General features: G+C 66.9%; 28 protein-coding genes and 1 tRNA gene. 22 read left to right on the forward strand and 7 right to left on the reverse strand.

What is annotated here, in order from left to right:
* Nucleotides 1–9: 9 nt before the first annotated feature.
* On the forward strand, nucleotides 10–1,524 hold the full coding sequence (crtD, locus tag KBY70_RS06895; RefSeq protein WP_254987928.1) for a C-3',4' desaturase CrtD: 1,515 nt from the start codon (nucleotides 10–12) through the stop codon (nucleotides 1,522–1,524).
* A gap of 18 nt (nucleotides 1,525–1,542) precedes the next feature.
* Here crtD and KBY70_RS06900 read toward each other — a convergent pair whose 3' ends face one another.
* Entirely contained in the window at nucleotides 1,543–2,460 is a 918-nt protein-coding gene (locus KBY70_RS06900; protein ID WP_254987929.1) for a prephenate/arogenate dehydrogenase, read from the reverse strand.
* A 56-nt stretch (nucleotides 2,461–2,516) separates the two neighbouring features.
* Between KBY70_RS06900 and KBY70_RS06905 the strand changes: the two genes are divergently transcribed.
* From KBY70_RS06905 to KBY70_RS06915, 3 genes are all read left to right on the forward strand, one after another.
* Entirely contained in the window at nucleotides 2,517–3,983 is a 1,467-nt protein-coding gene (locus KBY70_RS06905) for a helicase (RefSeq protein ID WP_254987930.1), read from the forward strand.
* 38 nt (nucleotides 3,984–4,021) lie between these two features.
* A complete protein-coding gene (locus tag KBY70_RS06910) occupies nucleotides 4,022–4,270 on the forward strand; it encodes a DUF2839 domain-containing protein (RefSeq protein ID WP_094560037.1) in 249 nt (82 codons plus the stop codon).
* A 68-nt stretch (nucleotides 4,271–4,338) separates the two neighbouring features.
* Nucleotides 4,339–4,713, forward strand: a complete 375-nt coding sequence (locus tag KBY70_RS06915; RefSeq protein WP_094560038.1) for a DUF1815 family protein — start codon at nucleotides 4,339–4,341, stop codon at nucleotides 4,711–4,713.
* A 12-nt stretch (nucleotides 4,714–4,725) separates the two neighbouring features.
* Here the strand turns inward: KBY70_RS06915 and recA are convergent, their stop codons facing one another.
* The 6 genes from recA to KBY70_RS06945 all read right to left on the reverse strand — a co-directional run bounded on the left by recA (nucleotide 4,726) and on the right by KBY70_RS06945 (nucleotide 10,209).
* Entirely contained in the window at nucleotides 4,726–5,913 is a 1,188-nt protein-coding gene (gene recA, locus KBY70_RS06920; protein WP_094560039.1) for a recombinase RecA, read from the reverse strand.
* Between the two features lie 205 nt (nucleotides 5,914–6,118).
* The gene (locus KBY70_RS06925; protein WP_094560040.1) at nucleotides 6,119–6,907 is read right to left on the reverse strand and encodes an HAD family hydrolase; all 789 of its coding nucleotides are present in this window, start codon (nucleotides 6,905–6,907) and stop codon (nucleotides 6,119–6,121) included.
* Between the two features lie 11 nt (nucleotides 6,908–6,918).
* Nucleotides 6,919–6,990, reverse strand: a tRNA-Gln gene (locus tag KBY70_RS06930).
* An 84-nt stretch (nucleotides 6,991–7,074) separates the two neighbouring features.
* Nucleotides 7,075–8,727, reverse strand: coding sequence for an AAA family ATPase (locus tag KBY70_RS06935; protein ID WP_254987931.1), 1,653 nt, complete (start codon nucleotides 8,725–8,727; stop codon nucleotides 7,075–7,077).
* A 14-nt stretch (nucleotides 8,728–8,741) separates the two neighbouring features.
* Nucleotides 8,742–9,770, reverse strand: coding sequence for an LdpA C-terminal domain-containing domain (locus tag KBY70_RS06940; protein ID WP_254987932.1), 1,029 nt, complete (start codon nucleotides 9,768–9,770; stop codon nucleotides 8,742–8,744).
* Nucleotides 9,748–10,209, reverse strand: a complete 462-nt coding sequence (locus KBY70_RS06945) for an NAD(P)H-quinone oxidoreductase subunit N (protein WP_094560042.1) — start codon at nucleotides 10,207–10,209, stop codon at nucleotides 9,748–9,750. Before KBY70_RS06945 ends, KBY70_RS06940 begins: the two co-directional genes overlap by 23 nt.
* Before the next feature lie 507 nt (nucleotides 10,210–10,716).
* On the opposite strand from KBY70_RS06945, the gene rplC reads away from it, so the two are divergent.
* The 18 genes from rplC (at nucleotide 10,717) to rplO (ending at nucleotide 19,432) form a co-directional block, all read left to right on the forward strand.
* Nucleotides 10,717–11,364 carry a 50S ribosomal protein L3 gene (rplC, locus tag KBY70_RS06950; RefSeq protein WP_094560043.1) on the forward strand — a complete coding sequence of 216 codons (648 nt, stop codon included), beginning with the start codon at nucleotides 10,717–10,719 and terminating at the stop codon, nucleotides 11,362–11,364.
* An 11-nt stretch (nucleotides 11,365–11,375) separates the two neighbouring features.
* Nucleotides 11,376–12,011, forward strand: coding sequence for a 50S ribosomal protein L4 (gene rplD / locus KBY70_RS06955; RefSeq protein ID WP_094560044.1), 636 nt, complete (start codon nucleotides 11,376–11,378; stop codon nucleotides 12,009–12,011).
* Nucleotides 12,004–12,306 carry a 50S ribosomal protein L23 gene (locus tag KBY70_RS06960; RefSeq protein WP_094560045.1) on the forward strand — a complete coding sequence of 101 codons (303 nt, stop codon included), beginning with the start codon at nucleotides 12,004–12,006 and terminating at the stop codon, nucleotides 12,304–12,306. Before rplD ends, KBY70_RS06960 begins: the two co-directional genes overlap by 8 nt.
* A 15-nt stretch (nucleotides 12,307–12,321) precedes the next feature.
* Nucleotides 12,322–13,185, forward strand: a complete 864-nt coding sequence (gene rplB / locus KBY70_RS06965) for a 50S ribosomal protein L2 (protein WP_094560046.1) — start codon at nucleotides 12,322–12,324, stop codon at nucleotides 13,183–13,185.
* 35 nt (nucleotides 13,186–13,220) lie between these two features.
* The gene (gene rpsS, locus KBY70_RS06970; protein WP_094560047.1) at nucleotides 13,221–13,496 is read left to right on the forward strand and encodes a 30S ribosomal protein S19; all 276 of its coding nucleotides are present in this window, start codon (nucleotides 13,221–13,223) and stop codon (nucleotides 13,494–13,496) included.
* Nucleotides 13,497–13,500: 4 nt separating this feature from the next.
* Nucleotides 13,501–13,854 carry a 50S ribosomal protein L22 gene (rplV, locus tag KBY70_RS06975; protein WP_094560048.1) on the forward strand — a complete coding sequence of 118 codons (354 nt, stop codon included), beginning with the start codon at nucleotides 13,501–13,503 and terminating at the stop codon, nucleotides 13,852–13,854.
* A gap of 18 nt (nucleotides 13,855–13,872) precedes the next feature.
* Nucleotides 13,873–14,601: a 30S ribosomal protein S3 gene (rpsC, locus tag KBY70_RS06980; protein ID WP_094560049.1), complete on the forward strand. Its 729-nt coding sequence runs from the start codon at nucleotides 13,873–13,875 to the stop codon at nucleotides 14,599–14,601.
* A 16-nt stretch (nucleotides 14,602–14,617) separates the two neighbouring features.
* Complete coding sequence (gene rplP, locus KBY70_RS06985; RefSeq protein WP_094560050.1) at nucleotides 14,618–15,061, forward strand: 50S ribosomal protein L16; 444 nt, start codon at nucleotides 14,618–14,620, stop codon at nucleotides 15,059–15,061.
* Nucleotides 15,062–15,064: 3 nt separating this feature from the next.
* On the forward strand, nucleotides 15,065–15,289 hold the full coding sequence (rpmC, locus tag KBY70_RS06990) for a 50S ribosomal protein L29 (protein ID WP_094560051.1): 225 nt from the start codon (nucleotides 15,065–15,067) through the stop codon (nucleotides 15,287–15,289).
* Between the two features lie 17 nt (nucleotides 15,290–15,306).
* Nucleotides 15,307–15,558: a 30S ribosomal protein S17 gene (gene rpsQ, locus KBY70_RS06995; RefSeq protein ID WP_094560052.1), complete on the forward strand. Its 252-nt coding sequence runs from the start codon at nucleotides 15,307–15,309 to the stop codon at nucleotides 15,556–15,558.
* 13 nt (nucleotides 15,559–15,571) lie between these two features.
* Entirely contained in the window at nucleotides 15,572–15,937 is a 366-nt protein-coding gene (gene rplN / locus KBY70_RS07000) for a 50S ribosomal protein L14 (protein WP_094560053.1), read from the forward strand.
* A 1-nt stretch (nucleotide 15,938) separates the two neighbouring features.
* Nucleotides 15,939–16,295: a 50S ribosomal protein L24 gene (rplX, locus tag KBY70_RS07005; protein WP_094560054.1), complete on the forward strand. Its 357-nt coding sequence runs from the start codon at nucleotides 15,939–15,941 to the stop codon at nucleotides 16,293–16,295.
* Between the two features lie 91 nt (nucleotides 16,296–16,386).
* The gene (rplE, locus tag KBY70_RS07010) at nucleotides 16,387–16,926 is read left to right on the forward strand and encodes a 50S ribosomal protein L5 (RefSeq protein WP_094560055.1); all 540 of its coding nucleotides are present in this window, start codon (nucleotides 16,387–16,389) and stop codon (nucleotides 16,924–16,926) included.
* A 19-nt stretch (nucleotides 16,927–16,945) separates the two neighbouring features.
* The gene (gene rpsH / locus KBY70_RS07015; protein WP_094560056.1) at nucleotides 16,946–17,347 is read left to right on the forward strand and encodes a 30S ribosomal protein S8; all 402 of its coding nucleotides are present in this window, start codon (nucleotides 16,946–16,948) and stop codon (nucleotides 17,345–17,347) included.
* A gap of 17 nt (nucleotides 17,348–17,364) precedes the next feature.
* Nucleotides 17,365–17,904: a 50S ribosomal protein L6 gene (gene rplF / locus KBY70_RS07020; RefSeq protein WP_254987934.1), complete on the forward strand. Its 540-nt coding sequence runs from the start codon at nucleotides 17,365–17,367 to the stop codon at nucleotides 17,902–17,904.
* A 32-nt stretch (nucleotides 17,905–17,936) separates the two neighbouring features.
* Nucleotides 17,937–18,302, forward strand: coding sequence for a 50S ribosomal protein L18 (gene rplR / locus KBY70_RS07025; protein WP_094560058.1), 366 nt, complete (start codon nucleotides 17,937–17,939; stop codon nucleotides 18,300–18,302).
* Between the two features lie 14 nt (nucleotides 18,303–18,316).
* A complete protein-coding gene (rpsE, locus tag KBY70_RS07030) occupies nucleotides 18,317–18,973 on the forward strand; it encodes a 30S ribosomal protein S5 (RefSeq protein ID WP_094560059.1) in 657 nt (218 codons plus the stop codon).
* Between the two features lie 9 nt (nucleotides 18,974–18,982).
* Nucleotides 18,983–19,432, forward strand: coding sequence for a 50S ribosomal protein L15 (gene rplO / locus KBY70_RS07035; protein ID WP_094560060.1), 450 nt, complete (start codon nucleotides 18,983–18,985; stop codon nucleotides 19,430–19,432).
* Nucleotides 19,433–19,436: the final 4 nt, after the last annotated feature.

The raw sequence follows: 19,436 nt of genomic DNA on the forward strand, positions 1-19,436 counted from the left end.
CATGCCGCCATGGAGGAACACAGCGATGTGGTGGTGGTGGGGGCCGGCATCGCCGGCCTCACCGCCGCGGCCCTGCTGGCCAAGGCCGGAATGCGGGTGCAGCTGCTGGAGGCCCACCACCAGAGCGGCGGCTGCGCCGGCACCTTCCGCCGCGGGCCCTACACCTTTGATGTGGGTGCCACCCAGGTGGCGGGGCTCGAGCCCGGGGGCATCCACGCACGGATCTTCCAGCACCTCGGCGTTCCCCTGCCCCAGGCCAGCCCGCTCGATCCCGGCTGTGTGGTGGATCTGGGCGATGGCCATCCGCCGGTGCAGCTCTGGCGCGACCCCGCGCGCTGGCAGGCCGAACGGCAGGCGCAGTTTCCCGGCAGCGAGCGGTTCTGGCAGCTGACTGCGGCCCTGCACCGCGCCAACTGGGGCTTCGCCACCCAGGATCCGGTGCTGCCCCCCCGCAACGCCTGGGATCTGGGCCAGCTGCTGGGGGCCCTGCGCCCGGCCAACCTGGCCAGTGGGCTGCTGGTGGGCTCCACCATCGCCGACCTGTTGCACCTCTGCGGCGCAGCGGGCGATACCCGCCTGCGACGCTTCCTCGACCTGCAACTCAAGCTCTATTCCCAGGAACCCGCCAACCGCACCGCCGCCCTCTATGGCGCCACCGTGCTGGCCATGGCCCAGGAGCCCCTGGGGCTGTTTCACCTGGAGGGGTCGATGCAAACCCTCAGTGCCGGTTTGGAGCAGGGCCTGCATCAGGCCGGCGGCCAGCTGCGCACCCGCCACCGCGTCACAGGCCTGGAGCGCGATGCCGCTGCCCCGCCGGAGCGGCGCTGGCAGGTGAAAGGCCTTGGACCGGCAGATCGCCCCTTCCAGTTGCATTGCAGCGACGTGGTGCTGGCCCTGCCACCCCAAACCCTGCCTGCCCTGCTCGGTCCGCAGCTGCCCGCGGGCTACCGCCAGCGGCTGAGCCAGCTGGGCGAACCCTCGGGGGCCCTGGTGCTCTATGGGGCCGTGGCCCGCCGCGACCTGCCCCCCCAATGCCCTGCCCACCTGCAGGGTGCCTGGGACGAGCCGGGATCACTGTTCGTGTCGGTGAGCCGCGAGGGCGATGGCCGAGCCCCTGCCGGCAAAGCCACGGTGATTGTCAGTGTGTTCACGGAGGCCCTGCCCTGGTTTGGGCTCAGCCCAGAGGCCTATGCCGCGCGCAAGGCCAGTGCTCAAGCGGGCATGGAGCGGGGCCTGCGGGCGTTGCTGCAGCTGCCCGAGCAGCCCTGGCTGCACTGCGAAACCGCCACGCCCCGTGGCTTTGAGCGCTGGACCGGCCGCCCCTTCGGCTACGTGGGCGGGCTCGGGCAACACCCCAGCCGCTTCGGGCCCTTTGGCCTAGCCAGCCGCACGCCCCTGCCGGGCCTCTGGCTCTGCGGCGACGCGATCTATCCCGGCGAAGGCACCGCCGGTGTGAGTCACTCAGCCCTGATGGCCTGCCGCCAGTTGCTGGCCGCCCGCCAGCAGCCGCTCGTGCTGGCCTAGGGCAAGCGGGCACCAGGCCTAAAGAAACTCCGGCCGCAGGCTCTGGCAGCGCTGCAGGGTCTGCTGCAACCCCTGCCAATCCGACTCCCGCACGCAGGCCTCCAGCTGATCCAGGGCGCTGCGGTAGTGGCCGAGCGCCGCCAGCAGGGCCACCTGGTTGCAGCAGGCAATCAGGGTGCCGAGCTCCGGATTCCCTCCACCCACCCGGGTGGTGTCGGCAAAGCCACTGGAGGCCAGCTGCCGCACCAGGCCAGCCAGCTCGCCGTCTCCCGAAGGATCGGCGCCCGAGCGATCCGCGGTCTGCAGCAGAGCTGCACTCACCAGCACGGGTAGGTGGGAAATCAGCGCCACCGCCCGGTCGTGCTCAACGGCAGCGCAGCTGAGCCACTGGGCGCCCACGGCCCGGGCCAGACCCTGCACCAGCTGCAGGGCCTCCGGGTCGGTGGCGGCATCCGGCGTGGCCACCCAGGGGCGATCCCGAAACAGCCCCAACTGCCCAGCCTCCACCCCCGCCTGGGCGGTGCCAGCCATGGGATGGCTGGCCACAAAGCGCGGCACCAACCGCGACCAACAGGCCAGCACGGGCGCCTTCACCGAGCCCACATCGGTGATCACGGCCTGCGCTGGCAGGGCCGCCAGCAGCTCGGCAGGTGGCTCCAGAAGCCGGTCGAGGGGCAGGGCGAGCACCACCAGCCCGCAGTCAGCCAGCACAGCGGGATCGGTGCTGACCTGCGTGGCCAACCCGCGCTGCCGGGCCCGATCGGCCGTGGCCTCGCGATGCACCAGGGCGCGCACGTCGACCCCCAGCTGCTGCAGATCCAAGCCCAGGGAGCCACCGATCAACCCCAGGCCCACCACGCCCACCGGGCGTTGGCGCCACAGGGCAGGTGCGGCGGTTGTGGTTGCCGCCGGGTGCGGCAGGGAAACAGAGGTCATTGCGGCAGAGCCATCCAGCCAGCTTCCTACGCTTTGCGTCTGTTGGCCGCCTGGGAATGCTCGAAGCCCGCGCCCACCAGCAACTCAAAGCCCTGCTGCAGCACGAGGGCGGCGAACCCTGGCCCCACCATCTGAGCCTCAGCCGCCTGGTGGCCCGCAGCCTGCGCCGCAGCGACCACACCCTGGTGCGGCTGGCTCCGGGCAGCGATCCCAGCTGGTGGATCAGCCTGCTGGTGCCGCTGGCGCTGAGCGAGGAACCGCTGGCCTTGGTGGTGAGTGAAGCCCAGCGGCAGCGACTGCTCCAGGTTGAGTTGCCCCGCCTGGGACGGGCCGACCCAAGCCTGGCCCTGCCGTGCTTCGAAGGTGACCGGCCGCCGGCCGGAGCCCGCGTGTGGCTGCTCAACCACCACCAACTGGTGGCGGCCTGGCAGCAGGGACTGCTGGGGACGCGGCAACTGGTGATTCCCGAGGCTGAACAGCTCGACACCCTGCTGCGCCAGGCCCTGGAGGTGGTGGTAACGCCGCAGCACTGGGACCAGTTGCGGCGGGCCCAGCCGGCGGCGGAAGCCAGCCTCCTGACCCTGCACGAGCGACTCAACCGCCAGGTGCTCAGCCATCCTCGCCGCCCCAACCAGCTGGTGGCCCTCGCGCCGGAAGACGAGGCACCCCTGCGCCACCTGCTGCAGCTGCTAAGCCCCCTGCCCGAACCATGGCCCGCCTGGCTGAACGCCCAGGGCAACGGCTGGACCAGCTGGGCCCAGGTAAATCCCGAGCTGCTGCAGTGGCAGCTGCACCGCCAACCACTCGAGCCGCTGCGGGTGCTGCAGGGCCTGCTGGAGCAGCGCGGCGCCGTGTTGCTGGGCCAGCTGGCCAGCGCCCGGGCCGCCGCCGGGCAGCCAGAGCCGGGCGTTGCCCTCGGACTGCAGCCAGTGGTGAGCGTGAGCCTGGGGGATCCGCCGCTGGCCGATCCCCTGCCCCTCTATGCCCCGCTGCGGCAACCCCTGCCCAACAGCCCCCACTACGGCCTACATCTGCTGGACCAGAGCCGCCGGCTGGTGCTGGGGCAGGCCGGCCTCACCGTGGTGCTGATCGATGACGACGCCCTACGCCGGGGGCTCACCAGTGGTTTAGCGGCGGAATTCGGCTCGCGCGTGGTGCACGAAAGCACTGCGCCCGACGGCAACGGCGTGATCTGCGCCCGCTGGAGCTGGTGGCTGGAGCAGCAGCAGCGACTGCCCCTACCCAGCCAGATTGTGGTGGCCCTGCTGCCCCTGGCCAGCCTCGAGGATCCCCTCACCGCCGCCCGGGTGCTGGCCCTGCGCCAGGACGGTCGCGACTGGTTCCGGGAGTGCCTGCTGCCCGATGGCCTCAACCGACTGCAACTGGGCCTAGCCGGCCTGCGGCGCCATGGGGGAGGGCGACTGGCCGTGCTGGATGGACGCCTACGGGGGCGCAGCTGGGGGCGGCAGGTGCTGATCGCCCTCGAACCTTGGGTCAGCCTCAGCCGCCTTCTGCCTCATTAGCCTGAGCTTCTCGTCGCAGCACACAAGCAGCCAAGGGAATGGGGGAAGCCAAGCGCCGCAGCATCCAGGGCTTGCCGCCCAAAGCGATCAAGCCCGACCGCACCAAGCAGGTTGACACCTCGCCACGCATCGCCAGCTGGCTGCCGCTGACCCGCAACCAGGCCGATCGCTTCGTGACTCTCACCACCAAGGGCGCCTGGGTGGGCATCGCCGCGCTGGTGCTCTTTTGGGTGACGGTGCGCTTCATCGGCCCCGCCGCGGGCTGGTGGACCCTTGCGGATGGCTGAACGGCCGGCTGGCCCACCTCGAAATCTTAAAGAAAACATTAGAATTTGAAGCAGTTTGGGATTCCGCCGTGTTCCCGCGTCTCGCCGAGCAATACCGATCCGTGGTGCACGACCTGGTGATGAGCCTGCAGGCTCTGGCCAAAAGCCTTCAGAACCGGGGCATCGCCGCCACCTGTTACATCTGCGGCGATGGCCGTGATGGCCACGGCGCCTCCTTCGTGGCCAACTTGGACGCCAACCACATGGTGCGTTTTCTGGTGTCCGACTTCGGCATCAGCTGGGTGGAATCCCTCGACGGCCACGAACTGGTGAAGCTGGAGGGCGCCGAAGCCATCCAGGAACTGCAGCGGGTCGCCCAAGTGCTCCAGAACCCCGAAGCTGCCGGCGGATCCCGTGCCGCCAACCTGACCTCCAAGCCCAGGGGCGCCTTCTCGCGCCCCTGAGCCGAGAGACTGTCAGCTCGCCACCGGCAACTCAGCCAGGGCCGCTGCCGACTCCCCCAGAGCAGAAGACTCCGCCAGAGCAGCCGGAGTGGCAGCAGCCTTGGCAGCTGCAGCCAGGGGCTTCATCGAATTGGCCGTCACTTCCGAGCCCTCCTTGAGCTTCTGGCGGGTGAGCTGTTCGATCAACTCAGCCTGCTCGGGGTTCTGCTCCAGCCAGGTGATCGTGTTGTCACGCCCCTGACCAATGTTGTCGCCCTCGTAGCTGTACCAAGCACCCTTGCGGGCCACCACACCGGTTTCCTCGGCGAGATCGAGCAAGCAACCGAGGGTGCTGATGCCCCGGCCAAACAGAATGTCGAACTCGGCGATCCGGAAGGGAGGCGCCACCTTGTTTTTGGCCACCTTGACCTTGGCGCGGATGCCGTATTCCTCGGTGCCGCGCTTGAGGGTCTGGATGCGGCGGATATCGAGCCGCACCGAGGCGTAGAACTTCAGGGCGTTGCCGCCCGTGGTGGTTTCCGGGTTGCCGTAGGTGACGCCGATCTTCTGGCGCAGCTGGTTGAGGAAGATCACGGTGCAGCCGGATTTGCCGATGTTGCCGGTGATCTTGCGCATCGCCTGGCTCATCAAGCGGGCCTGGCTGCCCACCGCCAGATCCCCCATTTCCCCCTCGATCTCAGCGCGGGGCGTCAGGGCCGCCACCGAGTCGACCACCACGATGTCGACCGCGGCCGAGCGCACCAGCTGATCGACGATCTCCAGGGCCATCTCCCCCGTGTCGGGCTGGGAAACCAGCAGGTTTTCGATGTCGACCCCCAGGGCGGCGGCGTACACCGGATCCAGGGCATGCTCCGCATCGACAAAGGCCGCCACGCCACCGCGCTTCTGCACCTCGGCGATGGCATGCAGGGTGAGGGTGGTTTTACCGGAGCTCTCCGGGCCATAGACCTCCACCACCCGGCCCTTGGGATAGCCGCCACCGAGGGCGAGGTCGAGGGTGAGGGCACCGGTACCGATGGTTTCCACCCGCATGCGGGAGGCGTCACCAAGGCGCATGATCGAGCCCTTGCCGAAATTGCGCTCGATCTGGTTCAGCACCAACCCCAGGGCCTTGTCCCGCTCGGCGGCGGCGCTGGCGGACGTGCGGGAGGAGGAAGGGGAAGGGGACACGGAAGAGCTGGTGGTGGAATCGGCGGGCATGGCAGCAATCAGAAGCGATGGGACAGGCCGCAAGGGCGGGAACCGGAACGGGGAGCGGGCCGGAGAGCGGGTCGAAACCCGGCAGGCCCCGCAGGAACAGCCCCGGGAAACCCCGAAGGCAGCCATCCTGCGACCTCTAAGCAGCAAGTGCCACCAAAGAGGACCGGCGTACCAATTGCTTGTAGTACGCGCGTACTCTAGCCCACTAGGGCCATTGCGCCAGGGGCGCCGCAAACCGCTCGGGGGTGAGCCAGGCGATATCCGCCGGCAGGTTTTGGGCGTCCTGGGGTCCCAGGTAGCCCCAGCTCACCAGGCAACAGCGCACCGCGGCCAGTCGTGGATCGGCCCGCACCGTCTCCAGGGTGGGGCGACGATCTTCCACGAACCACAGGGGGCGCTGCTCGGCCAGCAGCCCCCGCAACACCGCGGGCTTGCTGCCCTGCTCATGGCCGTAGAGCGCCCAGGGTTGCAGACCCGCGGCGGCCAGCAGCCGTGAGGCAAACGCCGCACCCTTGGTGGTGAGCACAGCCCAGTCCGCCCCTTCCCCAGCCAGCTGGGCCAGGCGCTCCTTCACCCCCGGATACAACCGGTGGCGGGCCAACCAGGTCTCTGGTTCAGCGGCGATGGCCGCAGCACGAACCTGCTCGAGCTGCTGCTGCAGCTGCGCGGCGTCCCAACCCCAACGCGCCAGGGCAACGGGCAAGGCCGCGTCGTAGTGGGCCAGCAGGCCCTCCAGGTCAAGGTCCGCCCGGCCCAGCTCAGCGGCCATCAACACCATTTCCCAACCCTGATGGATCAGGGGTCGCAAGCGAACGAAGGCCGCGGGAGCCTGCTCCGGCAACACCAACTGAGGGGCAAGCTGCAGAGCCGTCGTCCGAGCCGCCCACCAGTACTCCGGCATGCCATCCATCAGCACGCCATCGAAGTCGAACACCACGAGAGGATCTGCCGCAGCCGGGGAAGCCGTTTTGGCGCGACTGGGCTGTGTCGGCATGGGGCGAAAAACTGGGTCGCTAGGATTCGAACCTAGGAATGGCGGGACCAAAACCCGCTGCCTTACCACTTGGCGACGACCCAATGCAGCCGGTCGCAACCGGTGCCTAGATAGTTACCCATAGCGCCCGGTCCTTCGTCAACCGCGACCGATCCACCGGCACCCGTTCAAGCCGGAAACACCCGCAGCCGCTGCTCGGATCCACGGCCAAACACCGCCGTACGCAGGCGGTAACGGCTTGCCAATTCCGCTTGCATCAGGCGCACCCGATCGCTCCGGGGCAGCAGCTCAACAGGCTGGCCGTGGGGCAGCACCACCTGTTCAACCGCCAGACGGCATTCCTCCAGACCGGCCAGGGCATCGTCCCCCTGGGAGCTGGCCGCCGACAGCGCCGCCGGATCCTGGGCGGCACGGTCTCGGGCAGCACGGTCCTGGCGGTGGCGCTCCAGTAGCCGCTCCAGAGCCCGCTGCAGCTGGGGTGGCGCCGCCGATTTGAGCACCAGGATCGGCAGGCCGAGGTCCTGGGCCTGGCGGCGTACGTGGGGGTCCCTGCCGAGCTGCTGGCGCAGGCTCAGCACCGCATCGGCCAACTCCACGCTGCCCACCACCTCCACCGGCACCTGGCGGGCCCGCACCACCTGCTCCAAAGCCCCCCGACTGATGCCCGCCCCATACACCCGCAACACGGGCAAAGGCTCCACGACGGGAGTGGCCTCGCCGGCATCGGGCTCGTCGGGCTCCGGCAAGGGCCGGGGCACGAGGCGCGGCCGGCTCGAGAGGGGCGAAGCCGCGGGGGGCACGACCTCCTCGACCTGCAGGTGGCCATCGGCACCGAGCTCACGAACCTGGGGCCGGGCGCTCTGACCGCGCAGCAGCAGATCCACGGTGCGGGCCACATCGCGGTGCACCAGCCAGCGGTGACGGCTGTGCATCTCCACCGCCAAGGCGAAGGTGGGCTCGGCAGCGCGCTCCAGCACCGTCTTCTGGGTGCGACGGCGGCGGGCCTCCTCGTCCCCCAAAGTCACCGATTGAATGCCGCCCACCAGGTCGGAGAGAGTGGGGTTCTTGATCAGGTTCTCGATGGCGTTGCCATGGGCCGTGGCCACCAACATCACGCCCCGCTCGGCAATGGTGCGGGCCGCCTGCGCCTCGAGCTCGGTGCCGATCTCATCGATCACGATGACCTCGGGCATGTGGTTTTCCACCGCCTCGATCATCACCTGGTGCTGAAGCTCCGGCCGCGCCACCTGCATCCGCCTGGCGCGGCCGATGGCGGGATGGGGGATGTCACCGTCGCCGGCGATCTCGTTGCTGGTATCAATCACCACCACCCGCTTGCCCAGGTCGTCGGCCAGCACCCTGGCGATCTCCCGCAGGGCGGTGGTCTTGCCGACGCCGGGTCGGCCCATCAGCAGCAACGACTCGCCGGAATCCAGCAGATCGCGCACCATCGCCACCGTGCCGAACACGGCCCGCCCCACCCGACAGGTGAGGCCGACAATCTCACCGGTGCGGTTGCGGATGGCGCTGATGCGGTGCAGGGTGCGCTCGATACCGGCGCGATTGTCGCCGCCAAAAATCCCCAGCCGCTCCACCACCGCCGCCAGATCGGAGCGCTCCAGGGGCCGCTGACCCAGAGCCCGAACCTGGCCGGGATAACGGGCCTCCGGCACCCGCCCCAGATCCAGCACCACCTCCAACAGCTGCTCCCGCGCCTCCTCTGTCGCCAGCGACGTCTGCACCACCTCGGGCAGCAGCTCCAGCAGACGGTCGAGGTCGTCGGTGACGCGCTGGGGAGCCGTCGGGGCAGAGCTGGACACCGGATCGTCGGGCACTAGGTCTGTTCTAGCCAGGGAGCCACCAGGGCCTGAGCCAGCTCCAGGGCCTCGGGCCAGAGGGTCCCATCGGCTAGCAGGGGACGTCCCCGGCCCTGGGCTTCCAACAGCAGCGGTTGCAACAGACGGCGGGCCACCCCACCGAAGGCCACCCCCGCAATGTGGCGCCGAAGAGGAGCCTGTAACTGAGACAAGGTGTGCGCATTGGTGCCCCCCGCCAGCTGCACGGGGCCAGGGGGGGCGCAGGCCAGCACCGCTGCAGCCAATTTGACGGCGGCATGGGCCGTACCGGCCCCCACATCGCCACTCATCGGCCGGCCATCCATCTGCCAGAGGGGGCGGAGGCCCTGGGCGCGCAGCAGGGCAAAGCGCTGCCACAGCTCGGCACCCAAGCCGGCTGGCAGCTGGGCCGTTCCCTCCAGACCAGCGCTCACCGCCAACCGCTGCAGCGGCACACCACTGGCCACCACCTGGGCCAGCCGCTCGGCAAAAGCTGCCCCCCGGCCTGGCTGGGTGTGGAGTTCCACCGCGTCGGGCCGCAATTGGGTCAGCAGGGGTGGCACGTCGACAGCCTCCAGCACCTGGCCCCGCTCCTCAATCAGGCCCTCGGGACAAGCCGGCAGGCAGCGACCGCAGCCGTAGCAGCGTTCAACCAGCACCCCGGGCCCACCGGTGGCCGCCACGCCGATCGCCAGGGCCGGACAGACCCGCTCACACGGGCGAGCACAGGCCGGCGGACAACGCTGGGGATCAAACCAGGCTTTGCGGAAATGGGGATCGGCCCCATCGCTGAGGCTCACCATCAACCAGGGCCGGGCCGCTCCCCGCGCCTGGGCCCAGGCGATGCCGCGACGGGCAGCGGCAGCCACGGCCACATCGGCCGCCACATCGATGCAGTGGACGCCTGCCAAGGCGAACACCCCGCAGACATCTTCAATGGCCGCCAGATCCTGATTGCTGGCACCGCAGATCAACTTGACCCAGCTGCCGCGGGTCAGGGCCGCCTCAGGCGTCAAGCAGCTGCTCAAGGGGCTGCCAGCGCAGGGCCCGGGCCCCTCCCATCTCCACCACCAACTTCAACCGCGGCTCACGCCGGCAGAGGGACACCAACGACCCCAGCTCGGCCCGCGACAGCACCTGGCCTTCGAGCAACCAAAGCAGGATCGGCTGGGTCCCCTCCAGCAGGCTCCCCAACTGAGGCATCACCCGCTGCACCTCCCCAACGGCCGCCCCTCGACCCACGCTTTGATGGCCGAGGTGCGGTGGACGCACGCCATGCAGCTGCAACAAAAAGGCTTCCGGATCCCCCAGCCCCCGGGCCGAGGTGAGCTGGGCTCGGTACCCCGCCGCCCGCATCCGACGCATCAGACGGGTTTCTGCGCCACCTTCGAGCGGGGCGAAGAGAGCCAAGGCCCCAGCCCGCTCCAGGTCCTGCCGGAAACCGCGCCCGGAGAGCAGCAGAGGCATCGCAAAGGATCACAAAGCTCAACAGCAGTCTGACAGCTCACGCCGGCCCGCGAACACGCATGGACTCGATCACTGCAGCGCCACGCAATGGAAGGCTGTCAACCCGTGAGGTAAGATTGTCAACTGTGCTGATGAACTGTGCCCGTCCGCTAGCCGGGCCTCCAGTTCGCAGCACACGGTCACCAGTGGTGGTGGCCGTCCTCGGCCAGCACGGCACAAGCAGCTGTCACAGGTTGCATGGTCCGTCGGGAAACTGCCTGAACGCGCCACATCTCCTTCGGAGATTCTGGTCCGGTTCAGACAAGTCCCAGCCGCGCTGATCCAATCCAGATCAGCCTTGCTAGCCCTTGGAAATCGCAACCGCGTCCGCCGGAGCTTCGTCTCGGGCCACGCCATGCGGCCACCTTGGCCGAGCCAGGCAGCTCCTCGATTTGTTCAGCTTCACCGTTACGCATGAGCCCTGGGCTCCTGTTGTGCGGTGGTCCAGCTGGCGTTGTTTCCCCTCCTATGTCCATCGGCATTCTTGGGAAGAAATTGGGCATGTCCCAATTCTTCGATGAAGAGGGCAGATCCATCCCGGTCACCGTGATCGAGGCTGGTCCCTGCCGTATCACCCAACTCAAAAGCACCAGCACCGACGGCTACAACGCTGTGCAGCTTGGTTTTGGCGACATTCGCGACAAGCTCGTGAACAAGCCGGCCAAGGGGCACCTGGCGAAGTCGGGCGATGAGGCCCTGCGTCACCTGAAGGAATATCGGGTCGACAGTGTCGATGGCCTTGAGCTGGGTGGCTCCATCACCGTCACGGCCTTCGAAGCAGGCCAGAAGGTCGATGTGAGCGGCGACACCATGGGGCGTGGCTTCTCCGGCCTCCAGAAGCGCCACGGCTTCAGCCGCGGACCCATGACCCACGGTTCCAAGAACCACCGTGAGCCGGGTTCGATCGGCGCCGGCACCACGCCTGGCCGCGTCTACCCCGGCAAGCGCATGGCTGGTCGTTACGGCGGCAAGCAAACCACCACCCGCGGGCTCGTCATCCTGAAAGTGGATGCGGAGCGCAATCTGCTGGTGGTGAAGGGTTCAGTGCCCGGCAAGCCCGGCGCCCTGCTGAACATCCGCCCGGCGAACCGGGTGGGCGCCAAAGCTGGGAACTGAGGAGAACATCGATGGCTAACTGTGTAATCCGCGACTGGCAGGGCAAAGAAGCCGGCAAGGCTGCCCTCGACCTCAAGGTCGCTAAAGAAACGTCCGCCTCCGACCTGGTGCATCGCGCCGTGGTGCGTCAGCTGGCCAACGCCCGCCAGGGCACAGCCAGCACGCTCACCCGTGCCGAAGTGGCCGGTGGTGGTCGCAAGCCCTACAAACAGAAGGGCACCGGTCGGGCCCGCCAGGGTTCGATCCGCACCCCCCTCCGCCCCGGTGGTGGTGTGGTGTTTGGTCCCAAGCCCCGCAGCTATGCCGTGGCGATGAACCGCAAGGAACGTCGCCTGGCCCTGCGCACCGCGCTGATGAGCCGCATCGACGACATCACCGTGGTGAAAGGCTTCGGAGCGGGGCTCGACACCCCCAAAACCAAGGAGATCACCGCTGCCTTGGCCCGCTTCGGCATCGAAGCCGGCACCAAGGTGCTGGTGGTGCTCGACGGTGCTTCCGAGGCCGTGCGGCGTTCCGTGCGCAACCTCGAGAAGGTCAAGCTGATCGCCGCTGATCAGCTCAACGTGTTCGATCTGCTCCACGCCAACAAGTTGGTGGTGAGCGAGGAAGCACTCGCGAAGATTCAGGAGGTCTACGGCGATGGCTGAGCGTTTTTCCAGTCGGCTCGCGGATGTGATCCGCCGGCCCCTGATCACCGAGAAGGCCACCCGGGCCCTCGAGCAAAACCAGTACACCTTCGAGGTGGACCATCGGGCCGCCAAGCCCGACATCAAGGCTGCCGTTGAACAGCTGTTCGACGTGAAGGTCATCGGCATCAGCACCATGAATCCCCCTCGCCGCTCACGGCGCGTGGGACGCTTCGCCGGCAAACGTGCCCAGGTGAAGAAAGCGGTGGTGCGCCTGGCCGAGGGCAACGCCATCCAGCTGTTCCCTGAGTCCTGAGGGGTCTGAAACAACATGGCTATTCGCAATTACCGCCCCATCACCCCCGGCACCCGCACCCGCGTCGCCAGCGACTTCTCTGAAGTCACTGGCCGTGGTCGGGAGCGGGGACTGGTGGTGGCCAAACACCGCCGCAAAGGCCGCAACAACCGCGGCGTGATCACCTGCCGCCACCGCGGCGGTGGCCACAAGCGCCTCTACCGCATCGTCGACTTCCGCCGCGACAAGCACGGCGTGGTCGCCAAGGTGGCGGCGATCCACTACGACCCCCACCGCAACGCCCGCCTGGCGCTGCTCTTCTACGTCGATGGCGAGAAGCGCTACATCCTGGCGCCGGCCGGCATCGAGATCGGCCAGCAGGTGGTGTCCGGCCCTGAGTCGCCGATCGAAACCGGCAACGCCCTGCCCCTCTCCGCCATCCCCCTCGGCTCCAGCGTCCACAACGTGGAGCTCTATGCCGGACGCGGTGGCCAGATGGTGCGTACCGCCGGGGCCAGTGCCCAGGTGGTGGCCAAGGAAGGCGACTACGTCGCCCTCAAGCTGCCCTCCACCGAGGTGCGGCTGGTGCGCCGCGAGTGCTACGCCACCCTCGGCGAAGTGGGCAACGCCGAGGTGCGCAACACCAGCCTCGGCAAGGCTGGCCGCAAGCGCTGGCTGGGCCGCCGGCCTGAAGTGCGCGGTTCGGTGATGAACCCCTGCGACCACCCCCACGGTGGTGGTGAGGGCAAGGCACCGATCGGTCGCTCCGGTCCGGTGACACCCTGGGGCAAACCCGCCCTGGGCCTCAGAACCCGTAAGCGGAACAAACCCAGCAATCGGTTTGTGCTCCGGAAACGTCGCCGCATCTCCAAACGGAGCCGTGGCGGACGCGATTCGTGATGATCCACACCGCTTTGCTGTTCGCTTAATCCGCCATGGGACGTTCACTCAAAAAAGGACCATTTGTTGCCGACAGCCTGCTGCGCAAGGTTGAAAAGCAAAACGTTGCCGATGACAAGTCCGTGATCAAAACCTGGTCACGCGCTTCCACCATCCTGCCGATGATGATTGGCCATACCATTGCCGTTCACAACGGCAAATCTCATGTTCCCGTCTACGTGACGGAACAGATGGTGGGCCACAAACTCGGGGAATTTGCCCCCACCCGCACCTTCCGGGGCCACATCAAGGACAAGAAAGGAGGCCGCTAACGCTATGGCAAACACCCCTTCCAACCAGGCCCTCGCCCACGGCCGCTACATCCGCGGTTCCGTCTCGAAGGTGCGCCGGGTTCTCGACCAGATCCGTGGCCGCAGCTATCGCGAGGCCCTGATCATGCTCGAGTTCATGCCCTACCGCTCCACCGGGCCCATCACCAAGGTGCTGCGCTCTGCGGTGGCCAACGCTGAACACAACCTGGGACTGGATCCCTCCACCTTGGTGGTCGCCACGGCGATCGCCGACATGGGTCCTTCCCTGAAGCGCTTCCGCCCCCGCGCCCAGGGTCGTGCCTACGCGATCAAAAAACAGACCTGCCACATCAGCATTGCTGTGGCTCCTTCCGCCTGACCCCGAGGACACCGACCGATGGGACACAAGATCCATCCAACCGGCCTGCGCCTGGGGATCACCCAGGATCACCGCTCGCGTTGGTACGCCCCCAGCAAGACCTACCCGACCCTCCTCCAGGAGGACGATCGGATTCGCAAGTTCATCCACAAGAAGTACGGCGCTGCCGGCATCAGCGATGTGCTGATCGCCCGCAAGGCTGACCAACTGGAAGTCGAACTGAAAACCGCCCGCCCCGGCGTGCTCGTTGGCCGTCAGGGCAGCGGCATTGAGGAGCTGCGCACCGGCATCCAGAAAACCCTCGGCGATGCCAACCGTCAGGTGCGCATCAACGTGGTGGAAGTCGAGCGGGTCGATGCCGACGCCTTCCTGCTGGCCGAGTACATCGCCCAGCAACTGGAAAAGCGGGTGGCCTTCCGTCGCGTCATGCGCATGGCCGTGCAGCGGGCCCAACGGGCCGGCGTTCTCGGCCTGAAGATCATGGTGGCCGGCCGCCTCAACGGCGCCGAGATCGCTCGTACCGAATGGACCCGCGAAGGTCGTGTGCCCCTGCACACCCTGCGCGCCGACATCGACTACGCCACCAAGCTGGCCAGCACCACCTACGGGGTGTTGGGCATCAAGGTGTGGGTGTTCAAGGGCGAGGTCCTGCCTGGCCAGAAAGAGCAGCTGCCCGTGGGCGCTGCCCCCCGCCGCCGGACCAGCCGGCAGCCGCAACAGTTTGAAGACCGCTCTAACAAAGAGTGATCCGGAGCCCTGAACCATGCTGAGTCCACGACGCGTCAAATTCCGCAAACAACAGCGAGGCCGTATGCGCGGCGTCGCCACCCGCGGCAACACCATTGCCTTCGGTGAGTTTGCGCTGCAGGCCCAAGAATGTGGCTGGATCACGTCCCGCCAGATTGAGGCCAGCCGCCGGGCGATGACCCGCCACGTCAAGCGGGGCGGCAAGATCTGGATCCGGATCTTCCCCGACAAGCCGGTCACCATGCGCCCCGCCGAAACCCGCATGGGTTCCGGTAAAGGCAACCCGGAATTCTGGGTGGCTGTGATCAAACCGGGCCGGATCCTGTTTGAAATGGGCGGTGCTGAAATCACCCCCGAAATCGCCAAGGAAGCCATGCGCCTAGCGCAATACAAGCTTCCGGTGAAGACCAAATTCCTGAGCCTGGCGGATCAGGACACTGCAGCCCCTGTGGAGGCCTGACCGATGGCACGACCCAACATCGCCGACGTGCGCAAGCTCAGCGGCGACCAGATCAACGAACAGGTCAGCGCCACCCGGCGCGAACTGTTTGAGCTGCGCTTCCAGCAGGCCACCCGCCGGCTGGAAAACCCGCACCGCTTCAAGGAGGCCCGCATCAAGCTGGCCCACCTGCTGACGGTGCAGCAGGAGCAAGAACGCTCCGCCGCCACGGCTGATTCAGCCTCCTGATACCCCCCTCGATCCCCATGGCACTCAAGGAAAGGGTCGGCACCGTCGTCAGCGACAAGATGGACAAAACGGTGGTGGTGGCGGTGGAAAACCGCTTCCCCCACCCCATCTACCAAAAGACGGTCAGCCGCACCACCCGTTACAAGGCCCACGACGAAGCGAACAGCTGCAAAGTGGGCGACCGGGTTCGCATCACCGAGACCCGCCCACTCAGCCGCACCAAGCGCTGGACCGTGGCCGAAGTTCTCACCAACAGCACCGCCGGTTGAAGAGAGCAGACCCATGATCCAACAGGAAACTTTTCTGAACGTCGCTGACAACAGCGGCGCCAAGCGCATCCAGTGCATCCGGGTGCTCGGCACCAACCGTCGCTACGCCCACGTGGGCGATGTGATTGTGGCCGCCGTCAAAGACGCCATGCCCAACATGGGCGTCAAGAAGTCGGATGTGGTGAAGGCTGTGGTGGTTCGCACCAAGGCAACCCTGCGTCGCGACACCGGCAACTCGATCCGGTTCGACGACAACGCTGCCGTGATTCTCGGCACCGACAACAACCCGAAGGGCACGCGGGTCTTCGGCCCCGTCGCCCGCGAATTGCGCGAGCGCAACTTCACCAAGATTGTGTCCCTCGCTCCGGAGGTGATCTGAGATGGCGACCGCAACCCCCAAGGCCAAGTCCCCCGAGCGCATCAAGATGCGCCTCAAGCAAGGCGACACCGTTCAGGTGATCTCTGGCAAGGACAAGGGCAAAACCGGCGAGGTGCTCCGCACCCTGCCGTATGAGAACCGGGTGGTCGTGCAGGGCATCAACCTGCGCACCCGCCACGTCAAGCCCACCCAAGAGGGCGAGACCGGCCAGATCGTCACCGAGGAAACGTCCCTGCACGCCTCCAACGTGATGCTCTACTCGACCACCAAACAGGTGGCCAGCCGCGTCGAAATCGTCGTGGAAAAGGATGGCTCCAAGAAGCGGCGCCTCAAAAAGACCGGGGAAATACTGGATTGATCGGCCCAGTTCCCATTCACAGTCTTCCATCTCTATCCCTGTTCCTGTCCGCCTTCTGACCCCGACCAGAAGCGCACCCCCTCCCTCCGTCATGTCACTGAAACAGCGCTACCGGGAGACGATTCAGCCCAAACTCCTCAAGGATCTGAATCTCTCCAACGTTCACGAAGTCCCGAAGGTGGTGAAAGTCACCGTCAACCGGGGCCTCGGTGAAGCCGCCCAGAATACGAAGGCCCTTGAGGCCTCCATCACGGAGCTGGCCACAATCACCGGTCAGAAGGTGATTGTGACCCGCGCCAAGAAGGCCATCGCCGGCTTCAAGATCCGCCAAGGCATGCCCATCGGCGTCGCCGTCACCCTCCGGGGTGAGCGGATGTATGCCTTCCTGGAGCGCTTGATCAATCTCGCTCTACCGCGCATCCGCGACTTCCGCGGCGTGAGCCCCAAGAGCTTTGACGGCCGGGGGAACTACACCCTGGGGATCCGCGAGCAGATCATCTTCCCCGAGATCTCCTTCGACAAGATCGATGCGATCCGGGGGATGGACGTCACGATCGTGACCAACGCCCGTAACGACGAAGAGGGCCGGGCCCTCCTCCGCGAGATGGGAATGCCGTTCCGCAGCAACTGAGCCCTCTTCGGACCCGACCATGGCCAATCACGACCCGATTTCCGACATGCTCACCCGCATCCGCAATGCGAGTGAGAAGCGTCACGAGACCACCAAGATTCCTGCTTCCCGTTTGGTGCGCAACGTCGCCAACGTGTTGCAGCAGGAAGGCTTCATCGCAGCCATCACCGAAGAAGGTGAAGGCGTGCAGAAGCATCTGGTGCTCGAGCTCAAGTACAGCGGCAAGCACCGCCAGCCCACGATCCGCTCCGTCCAGCGCGTCAGCAAGCCTGGCCTGCGCATCTACAAGAACAATCGCCAGCTGCCCAAAGTATTGGGCGGCCTGGGAGTGGCCATCATCTCCACATCCAAAGGAGTGATGAGCGACCGCGACGCCCGCAAGCAGGGTGTCGGTGGCGAAGTGCTCTGCTACGTCTACTGATCCCGGGAGGTTGATTCATGTCTCGTATTGGTAAAGCCCCGATTCCCCTCCCCGACAAGGTGAGCGTCAGCCTCAATGGTCTCGACGTCACCGTGAAGGGTCCGAAGGGCGAACTCAGCCGCACCCTGCCCGATGGGGTGCAGATCTCCCAGGACGGCAACACCCTGGTGGTGAGCCCCAGCAGCGAAAACCGCCGCTCGCGCGAGCGCCACGGTCTTTGCCGCACGCTTGTCGCCAACATGGTGGAAGGCGTCAGCCAGGGCTACACCCGCAAGTTGGAAATCGTCGGCGTGGGCTACCGCGCCGCTCTCCAGGGCAAAAAGTTGGTGGTTTCCGCCGGCTACAGCCACCAGGTGGAGATGGTGCCCCCCGATGGCGTCAGCTTCGCCGTCGAAGGCAACACCACCGTGCTCGTCTCCGGTGCCAACAAGGAACTGGTGGGCAACGAAGCTGCCAAGGTGCGCGCCATCCGTCCGCCCGAGCCCTACAAAGGCAAAGGCATCAAGTACGAGGGTGAGCACATCCTGCGCAAGGCCGGTAAGACCGGTAAGAAATGAGGTCTGCCTGAGCGTCGTTACCCTGTATCGCCATGTCATCCATCTCCCGCAAACAGCAGACCCAGAAGCGTCACCGCCGCCTGCGTCGCCAACTCAGTGGCTCGGCTGCCCGTCCCCGGCTCGCCGTGTTCCGCTCCAACAACCACATCTACGCCCAGGTCATCGACGACGACGCTCAGAACACCCTCTGCGCGGCGTCGACCCTCGACAAGGACCTGCGCACCAGCCTCACCACCAGCGGAACCTGCGATGCCTCCGTGGCCGTAGGCGAGCTGGTTGCCAAACGGGCCCTTGCCAAGGGCATCCAGCAGGTGGTCTTCGATCGCGGCGGCAACCTGTACCACGGCCGGGTCAAGGCCCTGGCTGACGCCGCCCGGGAAGCGGGCCTTCAGTTCTGATCCCTGCTCTCACCATGACCGAAACCAACGATCAAGTTCAATCCAACGACATTCCGGCCGCGTCGGATGTGCCTGTAGCGGCCGAAGGCCAGCAGGAGCGCCGCGGTGGCCGCGGTGAGGGCCGGGGTGGCGACAACCGCCGCGGTGGCGGTGGCCGTGGGCGCGACAACCGTCGCGGCCAGGAGCGCGACTCCGAGTGGCAGGAGCGGGTGGTCCAGATCCGCCGAGTCTCCAAGACCGTCAAGGGCGGTAAGAAAATGAGCTTCCGGGCCATCGTTGTCGTCGGCAACGAGAAGGGCCAGGTGGGCGTGGGTGTCGGCAAGGCCGGCGATGTGATCGGCGCCGTCCGCAAGGGCGTGGCCGATGGCAAGAAGCACCTGGTCAAGGTGCCCCTCACCCGCCATAGCTCCATCCCCACCCTCAGCAATGGCCGCGACGGCGCTGCCAGCGTGCTGATCCGCCCGGCCGCTCCCGGTACCGGTGTGATCGCGGGTGGCTCGATCCGCACGGTGCTGGAGCTGGCTGGCATCAAAAACGTGCTGGCCAAGCGCCTGGGGTCCAAGACACCCCTCAACAACGCCCGGGCTGCGATGGAGGCTCTGGCCGGCCTTCGCACCCACAAGGAGACCGCCAAGGAGCGGGGCATCTCCCTCGAGCAGATCTACTCCTGAGGCCTCGCCATGAGCATCAATCTCCAATCCCTGAAACCCAACGCCGGCGCCCGTCGCCGCAAACTGCGCAAAGGCCGCGGCATCGCCGCCGGTCAGGGTGCGAGCTGCGGCTTCGGCATGCGTGGTCAGAAGTCCCGCTCGGGTCGTCCGACCCGTCCTGGCTTCGAGGGTGGCCAAATGCCCCTCTACCGCCGCATCCCCAAGCTCAAGCACTTTGAGCTGGTGAACACCAAGGAGTTCACGATCATCAATGTGGCCAAGCTGGCCGAGTGCAAGGCCGGTAGCACCGTGAGCCTCGATTCCCTAGTGAAAGAAGGCCTGGTGACCAGCCCCAAGCACCCCCTCAAGGTGCTCGGCAATGGCGACCTCAAGGTCAAGCTCACCGTGCAGGCTGCTGCGTTCACAGCCAGCGCCCGCACCAAGATCGAAGCTGCCGGTGGCAGCTGCGAAGTCATCTGATCGC

Origin of the sequence: Cyanobium sp. ATX 6E8 (assembly GCF_024346335.1) — a bacterium.
Classification (GTDB): domain Bacteria; phylum Cyanobacteriota; class Cyanobacteriia; order PCC-6307; family Cyanobiaceae; genus Cyanobium_A.

Bases quoted from the DNA above. Each gene is read 5' to 3' on its own strand.
- KBY70_RS06910 (WP_094560037.1), top strand. From the start codon at position 4,022: ATGGGGGAAGCCAAGCGCCGCAGCATCCAGGGCTTGCCGCCCAAAGCG.
- rpsC (WP_094560049.1), top strand. From the start codon at position 13,873: ATGGGACACAAGATCCATCCAACCGGCCTGCGCCTGGGGATCACCCAG.
- rplR (WP_094560058.1), top strand. From the start codon at position 17,937: ATGTCATCCATCTCCCGCAAACAGCAGACCCAGAAGCGTCACCGCCGC.
- KBY70_RS06960 (WP_094560045.1), top strand. From the start codon at position 12,004: ATGGCTGAGCGTTTTTCCAGTCGGCTCGCGGATGTGATCCGCCGGCCC.
- rpmC (WP_094560051.1), top strand. From the start codon at position 15,065: ATGGCACGACCCAACATCGCCGACGTGCGCAAGCTCAGCGGCGACCAG.
- rplC (WP_094560043.1), top strand. From the start codon at position 10,717: ATGTCCATCGGCATTCTTGGGAAGAAATTGGGCATGTCCCAATTCTTC.
- rplF (WP_254987934.1), top strand. From the start codon at position 17,365: ATGTCTCGTATTGGTAAAGCCCCGATTCCCCTCCCCGACAAGGTGAGC.
- rplN (WP_094560053.1), top strand. From the start codon at position 15,572: ATGATCCAACAGGAAACTTTTCTGAACGTCGCTGACAACAGCGGCGCC.
- rplB (WP_094560046.1), top strand. From the start codon at position 12,322: ATGGCTATTCGCAATTACCGCCCCATCACCCCCGGCACCCGCACCCGC.
- rpsH (WP_094560056.1), top strand. From the start codon at position 16,946: ATGGCCAATCACGACCCGATTTCCGACATGCTCACCCGCATCCGCAAT.
- recA (WP_094560039.1), bottom strand. From the start codon at position 5,913: ATGCCCGCCGATTCCACCACCAGCTCTTCCGTGTCCCCTTCCCCTTCC.
- KBY70_RS06925 (WP_094560040.1), bottom strand. From the start codon at position 6,907: ATGCCGACACAGCCCAGTCGCGCCAAAACGGCTTCCCCGGCTGCGGCA.
- rpsQ (WP_094560052.1), top strand. From the start codon at position 15,307: ATGGCACTCAAGGAAAGGGTCGGCACCGTCGTCAGCGACAAGATGGAC.
- KBY70_RS06900 (WP_254987929.1), bottom strand. From the start codon at position 2,460: ATGACCTCTGTTTCCCTGCCGCACCCGGCGGCAACCACAACCGCCGCA.
- KBY70_RS06945 (WP_094560042.1), bottom strand. From the start codon at position 10,209: ATGCCTCTGCTGCTCTCCGGGCGCGGTTTCCGGCAGGACCTGGAGCGG.
- rplP (WP_094560050.1), top strand. From the start codon at position 14,618: ATGCTGAGTCCACGACGCGTCAAATTCCGCAAACAACAGCGAGGCCGT.
- rplO (WP_094560060.1), top strand. From the start codon at position 18,983: ATGAGCATCAATCTCCAATCCCTGAAACCCAACGCCGGCGCCCGTCGC.
- rplX (WP_094560054.1), top strand. From the start codon at position 15,939: ATGGCGACCGCAACCCCCAAGGCCAAGTCCCCCGAGCGCATCAAGATG.
- rpsE (WP_094560059.1), top strand. From the start codon at position 18,317: ATGACCGAAACCAACGATCAAGTTCAATCCAACGACATTCCGGCCGCG.
- rplV (WP_094560048.1), top strand. From the start codon at position 13,501: ATGGCAAACACCCCTTCCAACCAGGCCCTCGCCCACGGCCGCTACATC.
- rpsS (WP_094560047.1), top strand. From the start codon at position 13,221: ATGGGACGTTCACTCAAAAAAGGACCATTTGTTGCCGACAGCCTGCTG.
- rplD (WP_094560044.1), top strand. From the start codon at position 11,376: ATGGCTAACTGTGTAATCCGCGACTGGCAGGGCAAAGAAGCCGGCAAG.
- crtD (WP_254987928.1), top strand. From the start codon at position 10: ATGGAGGAACACAGCGATGTGGTGGTGGTGGGGGCCGGCATCGCCGGC.
- KBY70_RS06905 (WP_254987930.1), top strand. From the start codon at position 2,517: ATGCTCGAAGCCCGCGCCCACCAGCAACTCAAAGCCCTGCTGCAGCAC.
- rplE (WP_094560055.1), top strand. From the start codon at position 16,387: ATGTCACTGAAACAGCGCTACCGGGAGACGATTCAGCCCAAACTCCTC.